This window comes from Staphylococcus sp. Y174-1 (genome assembly GCF_049897865.1).
Taxonomy (GTDB): Bacteria; Bacillota; Bacilli; order Staphylococcales; family Staphylococcaceae; genus Staphylococcus; species Staphylococcus saprophyticus.
Window position 1 is genome coordinate 41,053 of the sequence record NZ_JAFCXB010000006.1, and the last position, 8,787, is coordinate 49,839.

General features: G+C 31.7%; 9 protein-coding genes and 1 pseudogene. 4 read left to right on the forward strand and 6 right to left on the reverse strand.

Translation table 11 applies throughout. The features are described from left to right. Positions 1 to 271: 271 nt before the first annotated feature. The 3 genes from ACP7BT_RS12690 to cstA form a co-directional block, all read right to left on the reverse strand. Positions 272 to 850 carry a recombinase family protein gene (locus tag ACP7BT_RS12690; protein ID WP_041080737.1) on the reverse strand — a complete coding sequence of 193 codons (579 nt, stop codon included), beginning with the start codon at positions 848 to 850 and terminating at the stop codon, positions 272 to 274. A gap of 170 nt (positions 851 to 1,020) precedes the next feature. Beyond that, positions 1,021 to 2,355, reverse strand: a complete 1,335-nt coding sequence (gene cstB / locus ACP7BT_RS12695; protein WP_041080736.1) for a persulfide dioxygenase-sulfurtransferase CstB — start codon at positions 2,353 to 2,355, stop codon at positions 1,021 to 1,023. Between the two features lie 30 nt (positions 2,356 to 2,385). Then, a complete protein-coding gene (cstA, locus tag ACP7BT_RS12700; protein ID WP_041080735.1) occupies positions 2,386 to 3,453 on the reverse strand; it encodes a persulfide response sulfurtransferase CstA in 1,068 nt (355 codons plus the stop codon). Between the two features lie 137 nt (positions 3,454 to 3,590). On the opposite strand from cstA, the gene cstR reads away from it, so the two are divergent. Beyond that, positions 3,591 to 3,851 carry a persulfide-sensing transcriptional repressor CstR gene (gene cstR / locus ACP7BT_RS12705; protein WP_002510747.1) on the forward strand — a complete coding sequence of 87 codons (261 nt, stop codon included), beginning with the start codon at positions 3,591 to 3,593 and terminating at the stop codon, positions 3,849 to 3,851. Continuing rightward, positions 3,851 to 4,606 (forward strand): sulfite exporter TauE/SafE family protein, encoded by a 756-nt coding sequence (locus ACP7BT_RS12710; RefSeq protein ID WP_041080734.1) that lies wholly within the window; start codon positions 3,851 to 3,853, stop codon positions 4,604 to 4,606. Before cstR ends, ACP7BT_RS12710 begins: the two co-directional genes overlap by 1 nt. Positions 4,607 to 4,835: 229 nt before the next feature. Here ACP7BT_RS12710 and ACP7BT_RS12715 read toward each other — a convergent pair whose 3' ends face one another. From ACP7BT_RS12715 to ACP7BT_RS12725, 3 genes are all read right to left on the reverse strand, one after another. Beyond that, entirely contained in the window at positions 4,836 to 6,143 is a 1,308-nt protein-coding gene (locus ACP7BT_RS12715) for a nucleotide-binding domain-containing protein (RefSeq protein ID WP_041080732.1), read from the reverse strand. A gap of 16 nt (positions 6,144 to 6,159) precedes the next feature. Then, positions 6,160 to 6,762 (reverse strand): SLATT domain-containing protein, encoded by a 603-nt coding sequence (locus tag ACP7BT_RS12720; RefSeq protein WP_041080731.1) that lies wholly within the window; start codon positions 6,760 to 6,762, stop codon positions 6,160 to 6,162. 173 nt (positions 6,763 to 6,935) lie between these two features. Next, positions 6,936 to 7,817: an SMODS domain-containing nucleotidyltransferase gene (locus tag ACP7BT_RS12725; RefSeq protein ID WP_041080730.1), complete on the reverse strand. Its 882-nt coding sequence runs from the start codon at positions 7,815 to 7,817 to the stop codon at positions 6,936 to 6,938. 460 nt (positions 7,818 to 8,277) lie between these two features. Here ACP7BT_RS12725 and ACP7BT_RS12730 point away from each other — a divergent pair. Then, positions 8,278 to 8,403: pseudogene (locus ACP7BT_RS12730) on the forward strand (HAD family hydrolase); the annotation flags it as partial. 59 nt (positions 8,404 to 8,462) lie between these two features. Then, on the forward strand, positions 8,463 to 8,787 hold a 325-nt coding region (locus ACP7BT_RS12735), incomplete at its 3' end, for an IS6 family transposase (RefSeq protein ID WP_426303785.1).

Consider the following 8,787-nt stretch of genomic DNA (forward strand, 5'->3'; position numbering starts at 1 on the left):
ATCGATGCTAGCAAAACAGTATTTCTGTATGTATGATTAGAGTACTAAAAATGTTCATTAGTGAAACAGGTATTATATTAAAAAAGCGTACGAATTTGTACGCTTTTTTCTTGTGTTATTATTAAAATCTCATAACAGGCAAATATTATGAGATTTTAGACGCTGTCAGAACGTCTCTTTTACATCGAGTGACATTGAATCAAAGTCTTTGTATGTTAATGATATATAAAATTATTTAGTAGATTCATTATAGTAAGCTAGATTATTTGCTCTACTTGTTTTTATTCTCTTTTGCCTCTAATTTATTGAGATAACGATAAATAGTTGTACGTGAAACTTGCCACTGCTCTGCAATTGTTTTAATTGGTGTACCATTATCATAAAGTGTCTTAAGTAAGTTTAAATCTTGTTTATTTAATTTTTCAGGTCTACCTCCATATCGGCCTCTAGCACGTGCTGCAATTCGACCGGCTGAAGATCGCTCTAAAATTAAATTACGTTCAAACTCTGCAAATGCTGCGAATAAATGAAATAATAATTGTCCTGTAGAACTTGATTTATCCATTGTTATATTTTCTTCTAAACTATGAAAACTCACGCCTCGATTATTAAGTTCATTAACTAATGTGATTAAATCTGCCATGTTACGTCCTAGTCTATCTAGTCTCCAAACAACAATCGTATCTCCTGACCTCGCAAATTCAATGGCTCTATCTAAACCAGGACGTTTACTTTTTGCTCCACTTATGTGATCGCTAAATATTTTTTCACAACCATATTGATTTAATCGATCTTCCTGCAAATTCAAATTTTGCAAACCAGTTGAAACTCTTGCATAACCTATTTTCAAAATAGCAACCTCCTATATGTATTTTCATTGTAACATAACTTAATTCTAACCATATTTATGAACATAGATTTTGTGTTGGGTTATTGAACACTAAAATATGTATACTAGCTATATATATAGACACAAAAAAAGAGTGTACAGAAAATGGTTATTTTCTGTACACTCTTAAATTATTTTAATGATTCTGGAAAATCTTGATAGCCTTCTCTAATATTTACGACATTTTCAAATCCTTTGTTTTCTAAGATACCCACGGCGATTGAACTTCTAACACCTGACTGACAATGTACGTATATTTTATCCTCTTTATTAAATGGAATATTTTCATTTAATAATTTACCATGCGGAATATTGACTGCTTGATCTAAGTGCCCATTATTCCACTCTTCTTCATTACGTACGTCAAGTATATATTCTTCTTTACCAGTCATATCAACGCTATGGATGGATTGGGTTAAAATTTCTGATTTTGGTAAACGATAACCTGCTACATTATCAAATCCAATTAATTGTAAAGTATGCGCTGCTTGTTCAACGGTAGATTTATCACCAATTAAATCTATACTATTTTCATAGTCTAAATACCAACCGATTTGGTTAATAAAGTTTTTGTTGTAAGGAATATTGATCGTTCCTTGTGTATGACCACCGTGAAAGGCTTCTTTGCTACGAAGATCAAATGCTATTCTTTCATTGCTTAAACTAGGATAAACATTGTATGGTTGATATAATTCCATACCAAATTGGTTAATTTTTTTCATTTGTGTAAAATGATGTGGTGGCGCTGGTTGATTTGATGTTAATGTTTCAATGAATTTAATTTCATCAGTTTCACTAAATGCCCAGTTATTTATTTTTTCATAACCTAGCGTAGACATTGGTACGGCGCCTAATGCTTTACCACAAGGACTTCCAGCACCGTGGCCTGGCCAAATTTGAATATAATCTGGTAAATCTTTAACACTTTCTATAGATTGATACATTTGTTTCGCACTAACTTCTGTAGAACCTTCGACTTGAACTGATTTTTCTAGTAAATCGGGTCTACCGATATCACCAACAAAAATAAAGTCACCACTAAATAAACCCATTGGAACACTTGAGCCGCCACCTTCATCCGTGAGTAAGAAACTAATACTCTCTGGGGTATGACCAGGTGTATGCAATACTTCTAATTTAATGTTACCTACATGAAAAATATCTTGATGTTTAACAAAATGTGTTTGTTCTGGCATATTACGATAACTTAATTCATCGTCACCTTCGCCAGATACATATACGTTTGCATTTAATTGTTCTGCCACATCTCTAATGCCTGAAGCAAAATCAGCGTGGATATGGGTTTCTGCAGCTTGTGTAATTGTAAAACCTTCGCTATCTGCAACTTCCATATATTTTGTTAAGTCACGTACAGGGTCAATTATTATTGCCTCTCCTGTGCGTTGACAGCCAACTAAATAAGATGCTTGAGATAAATTGTTATCGTAAAATTGTTTAAAAAACATATAAAGAACTCCTTATTTTGATAGATTTAATTAAATAAATAAATTATGACTCGCGTTTTCAGTATCACCTATATAAGTGCCTACACCGCCGTACTCAACTTCATCTCTTAATTCTTCTTTTGTAATGCCCATGACATCCATGCTCATGGTACATGCGATTAATTTAATATCTTGAGCTATCGCTTGATTAATGAGTGATGGTAATGAATCAACGTTTTTCTTTTTCATTACGTAGCGCATCATGATATTACCTAAACCGAACATATTCATTTTAGAGAGTGGCATTTTCAAAGGTGTTTTTGGCAACATAAAATCAAACATTTTTGCGATACTTTTCTTTTTAACGTTAACTGTTTGCGCTTTTTTCAACGCGTTAAGTCCCCAGAAAGTAAAGAAGATGGTTACATCTCTTCCTGCAGCTTTAGCACCATTCGCAATAATCATTGCTGCCACTGCTTTATCTAACTCACCACTAAATAGCACAATTGTAGTACCTTTGGCAGTATGGTTCACTTCCAAGTCTTTTGGTTTTTCTTTTTGAATAATGGCATTAATTCCATTATTACCTTCATCCAGTTTAACTAACGTATGTCCTGTTTGTTTGACCCAGCTTTTAATGTCACTAAGGAATCCAGGATCTGTGACTGTAACCTCTATTTGCTCGCCTACTTCAATATTTTTCACTTCTTTACTGATGTTTACAATTGGACCTGGACATTGAAGACCACTATAGTTAAATTGTTTACGCTCTGCTTTAATTGCTACATTAGTATTTTCTTCGAATGTATTATCATCGTCGTTTTTTGCTTCATAAGCTTTATAGCCACCGTCTAAATTAACAATGTCGTAGCCTTGTTCAGCTAAATATTCGCTCGCTTTAGCACTTCTGGTACCACTTTTACAGTGTACAAAATAGGTTGTGTTTTTATCTTTATTGAACGATTCAATCTTATCTACAGGATGTAATGTCGCACCATTTATGTGTGCAAGCTCAAATTCTTCTTGTGTTCTAACGTCAATCAGTTGACCTTGTGCGCCTAATTTTTCTAATTCTTGTTTACTGAAATTATTGATATGCTTTTCGTTATATTGATTCATAGTAACCTCCTAATAAATACCTATAGGGGTATCTTAACTAATCATTTATATTATGTCAAATACCATAGGGGGTATTTGACATTTTTGCTTTTATCCCTTATTATGACTTTATTCAATTAAAAGTGGAGGAAATAACTATGAATTATGATAAAAAAATGATTAATCGTATTAATAGAATACAAGGACAACTCAATGGCGTTATTAAAATGATGGAAGAAGAAAAAGATTGTAAAGATGTCATTACTCAAATCAGTGCATCAAAAAGTTCAATCCAACGTTTGATGGGAATTATCATTAGTGAAAATTTAATAGAATGTGTAAAAGCAGCAGAGGATAATGGTGAAAATTCTGAAGAATTGATTAATGAAGCCGTTAACTTATTGGTAAAAAGTAAATAATGGATATTTCAACTGTTATTATGATGTTACTTATTGGGGTGTTCGGGGGCTTTATTTCGGGCCTAGTAGGTATAGGTGGTGCTATCATTATTTATCCGGCCATTTTATTATTACCACCACTATTTGGCGTTCCTGCATACAGTGCATACATCGCATCAGGACTTACTTCCAGTCAAGTCTTTTTCAGTACTTTAAGTGGGTCATTAAAAGCGCGAAAAAAAACCGAATTCTCCCCACCATTAGTTATTTATATGAGTGGAGGTATGATTACAGGGAGCATGTTAGGGGCTTTGCTAGCAAATTTATTTGATGCTACATTTGTAAATATGGTGTATATTATCATTGCTTTACTTGCATTAATATTAATGTTTATTAACGTAAAACCTAGTTCAGACCAATCTTCCTTTAATAAGCCTTTATTGGTTATTGTGGGTCTTTTCGTTGGCATCATTTCGGGTATAGTTGGAGCAGGCGGCGCCTTTATTATTATTCCTATATTATTAGTTTTATTCAAATTACCAATGAATACGGTGGTTGCTAATAGTATAGTAATTGCTTTTATATCTTCAATTGGCGCCTTTATCATTAAACTTATACAAGGTTACATTCCTTTAGAAGATGCGTTATTTTTAATAATAGGGAGTATTATTTTCGCTCCGTTAGGTTTAAAATTAGGTAAAAAAGTCCCTAGTTTTGTACAAAAGTGGATCATCAGTATTTTAATTATTATTGCGATTATTCAAATTGTTTTATAAATAAGAAAGAGAAGTACAACTAATATTTGTACTTCTCTTTCTTATTTATAAAGTTAAAAAATTCTCATATAGCAAGTAAATTGACAAGTTGCTATAATTTCAACAAATCATTTTGTATGATTAGGGTCTACCCAAAAAGGGCAGTCATAGTGTGTAATTTTCACATCTTTCTGCTTTTAAAGGTGTCACTTCTAGAACTTTAAAGTTCTATACCATAAATGAGATTATGCTAGTTTCTGGAAATATTTATAGGCACACTTATTCTATCTTTAGCTACTACTGTATTGTTCAGGATTATATAAGCTTCTACAAAATGGGGTCCCTTGAACTGAGTTGTTTCAGTATGAGTGTGTTTATCTCTATTTCCATCAATGATTTGTCCTCTAATCATATTTTTCTCACGAGCTAAGCTGCCTATATTTTTAACTTTCCATTTTACTTCGTAAGGCTCCTTAACTTCTTCTGGAACTTCGATACTAAACTCAAGTTTTTTATTGGCATGTAAAAATTTCAATTTTCTTAGTGGAGTCTTTCTCCAACCGTCTTGATCTACATCACACTTTATTTCCATGTTATATCTAATATCGACAGGATATTGCCCCTCAATGTATTCTTCAGTGTCATCGAAATTGTAGTCTTCTGACAAACTTTTATGTACCCTTTCTTCAATTTGGTTGGGAAATTTACTTCCTAGTAATTCTTTCATCTTTTCGTGCATCTCTATACTGTTATTTTCAACGTCTATAATTTTGTCATAAGCTTTTTTAGCTTTAGAAACAAACTGACCGTCCTTATTATATACTTTTTGATTACTTCCTAGAGCTAACCAGTAACTCTGATCTTTATTCAAATTTTTCAAGTAATAGAAGAAGTCTTTCAATAATTGGGGATAGTCATAATATTCACTATTTTTGTAATCACTATGCGAGTTAAAGAAATTACACACTAATGTATCAATCAATAGTCCTCCAAATTTAAAACCTACTTTGTTCTTCCATGCTCTTGTTAAGTTACATACTGCTTGATAATTATTGTGAGTTTCATCCATCATCTTTTCACTTTCAGTTATTTCTAAGATAGGTTGAGTAGTTTTCCAACTACCTCCATTATTTGAATTGGGATAAATATAAGTATTTTCATCCTTATAAAAGTAAGGACATAATTCAACCGTATAATTTGAGAACTCTAAAACAACAACTTGCCCATCTCCGCGAACAATCGTTCTAGATGCGAGTTCTGAAAGTGTTTTTTTAATATCTTGTAATAATTCAGATTGGCCGTTGTTTTTACGATCATTATACTTCTTATATATTGAATTGGGTAAAACAAAAGCTATATCCACATCACTTACACCTTTAATAGCTGTATGCCGACCTAATGATCCTACTAGTATGAAGTTCTCTTCTTCGCTTTCATTCCCGTTGTAATAGACTTTATTAAGCTTTTTAGTGATTCTTTTCATGCGCTTATCCTTATCTTCCATGTCTATGTCTTGTAAATCATCAATAAATTCTGCAAAGGCATTCTCGATTCCCATACTTCCTCCTAAATCTTTATGAACAATTTAAAATTAAAATAATAACTATAATTAATATGAGTATAAAACCGCACGCTATTAGAGATACTAGAGATAAAGGTATTTTATCTTTGCGAGTAAACCTCCTCTGCTCTTCAATCCAGTCTGTCTCTAATTGAACAAAGAATTTATAGTGAGCGTACCAGTCGCTAAACATTATTTGATCAGTAATACCGGTATTATAGAAACTCTCGATTAGTGATTTATATTCCTTTTCTAATTCCTTCATCTCGTCAGTTGAATTCTCATCGGTTCCTTTAACTTTAAAATAAAGATCACGCAAACCTTGATAAATCTTATTAATTTCGATTCCAGCTTCTTTATACTCCTCTTTATCCCTTAAATATTTATGAATTAATAAAGCTACTATCCCTATAAATATTAAACCTACAGAAATTATTCTATTGGCTAAGTCAGGAATAGGGAAAGCCAATTGAATTACGCCAATTGTCAATGTAGTTAATGCAATTGAATTTGGAAGCTTAGAAACTAAATCAAAAGTAGCGAAGTGTTTTTTTGCGCCAAATCCTACATCGTATCCCTTTATGGCAATAGACTTTAATAAACTATTTTTATTCAACTCATACCTCCAAAGTATAAAATTTTCACTTTAATTTTAATTGATCTTATTTTCAAGTGGTAATGGTGATTAGCTAAATGAAGTAAATTCTTATGAACTATTATTATTTTCCTTATAAATTATGATTTCAATTGAGACTCCCTTATATTTAAATCTAAGATCTTAAGATTTCTTTATCGTCTTGAGAATTTATTTCCATATATTTCTCGCCATGTTTTTTTTGCCAAATTAGGATATTGAACTTCATCTTTAATTGCTTCTAAAGATTTATTGTAAGCTTCCTCTGCTTTGTCTTCTGTGATATGGGGATATTTAATTTCTAAAGTTCTATAAGTTCCGGGCGTATACCATTTTTTATGTGTATTAACTGATAGATATTTAAAAAAATCTCTTGTTAACCAATCAAAATATATGAATGGGTCCTTGTTTGTATAAGAGTTATTTGAATAGAAATCATATACAATAGAGTCGATCAATTCACCTGAAATTGTAATATTATTAGCCTCTCTCCAAGATCTAATCATTCTACAAAATTTTTTCATTGTATAGTTATGGACACGATGTCTTAAATTGAAAGAATTCATTTCTTCTTTAGGATTCATCACTTTCCAAGAACCATCATTATGAGTATCAGGATAGCAAAATCTTCCGTCAGAATATTTAAATGCAGGAACTATCTCATATCTTACTCCATCAGAAAATGAAATAACTATAACTTGGCCATCTGAAGAAAGATCGGAACTTGGGTAAGTTTGTGATAGCTTATCCTTAATTTCTGTTAACAATTGTGATTGTATATTTCCAATCCTTTTATCGAATCTCTCTTTTACAGACCATGGTAAACTAACAATAATGTCAATATCACTTGTATATATTTCGGTTGCTCTTCCATATGACCCGACATATAATGAATTATTCGTCTCAGATTCGCTAAACCAATACTCAGAATTTACTTTCCTTGTAATCGTCCTGTATCTTCTTGCAACTGTATCTACTGTACTAGAATCCATATAAACATTATTATGAAATGTTCTAAACCAATCACCTACACTCATAATGATATCTCCTTCTAAAATTAATTTCTAAATCTAATTTCATTTTTATTAGTTTAAACTAAACAGTTATACATCCGCCATATAACTCAAAAGGCTTCCATTGGTAGATAATAATTCAATAATTTTATGAAATGTGATTTTATTTCGGAGTTATTAAAGAGATGAATACCTAACAAACTAGTTACATAAAATATCTAAAAATTAAGATTTTTTGTTATACTCGTACTATACCAAATAATTACATGTGTTGAAATGAACACGTAATTAATATTGAATATTCGAGAGGAGACATGACACAGATCTGTCTTTTAGAAGAAGAGTGCATAGAGAAATTTCTTGGTTGAACAGAAGGCTTAATGCTAAAGGATACACGTTCTATTACTTCGGAGAAAGGCAAATGCAAGTGGAGACTCAGCATAAAACTATTTTTTAAGACAATGATATAGTTAGGAGGGTAAAAATGATTAAAGCAGTCTTGTTTGATTTAGACGGAACATTGCTTGATAGAGATGCTTCTGTCCATTCATTTATAAAGGTACAGTACGATAGATTAAATGATATGCTATCCCATATTCCTAGAGATAAATAGGTTCTGTTGCAAAGTTAATTTTATAGTATAATTTTAACAAAAAAGGAGCGTTCTCTATGAATTATTTTAGATATAAGCAATTTAATAAAGATGTAATAACTGTAGCCGTTGGCTATTACTTAAGATACGCGCTTAGTTATCGTGATATATCTGAAATACTAAGAGAACGCGGCGTTAACGTTCATCATTCAACGATCTACCGTTGGGTTCAAGAATATGCTCCTATTTTGTATCAAATTTGGAAGAAAAAGCATAAAAAAGTTTATTATAAATGGCGCGTTGATGAGACATACATTAAAATAAAAGGAAAATGGTGCTATTTATATCGTGCCATTGATGCAGATGGTCATACATTGGATATTTGGTTACGTAAGAAACGAG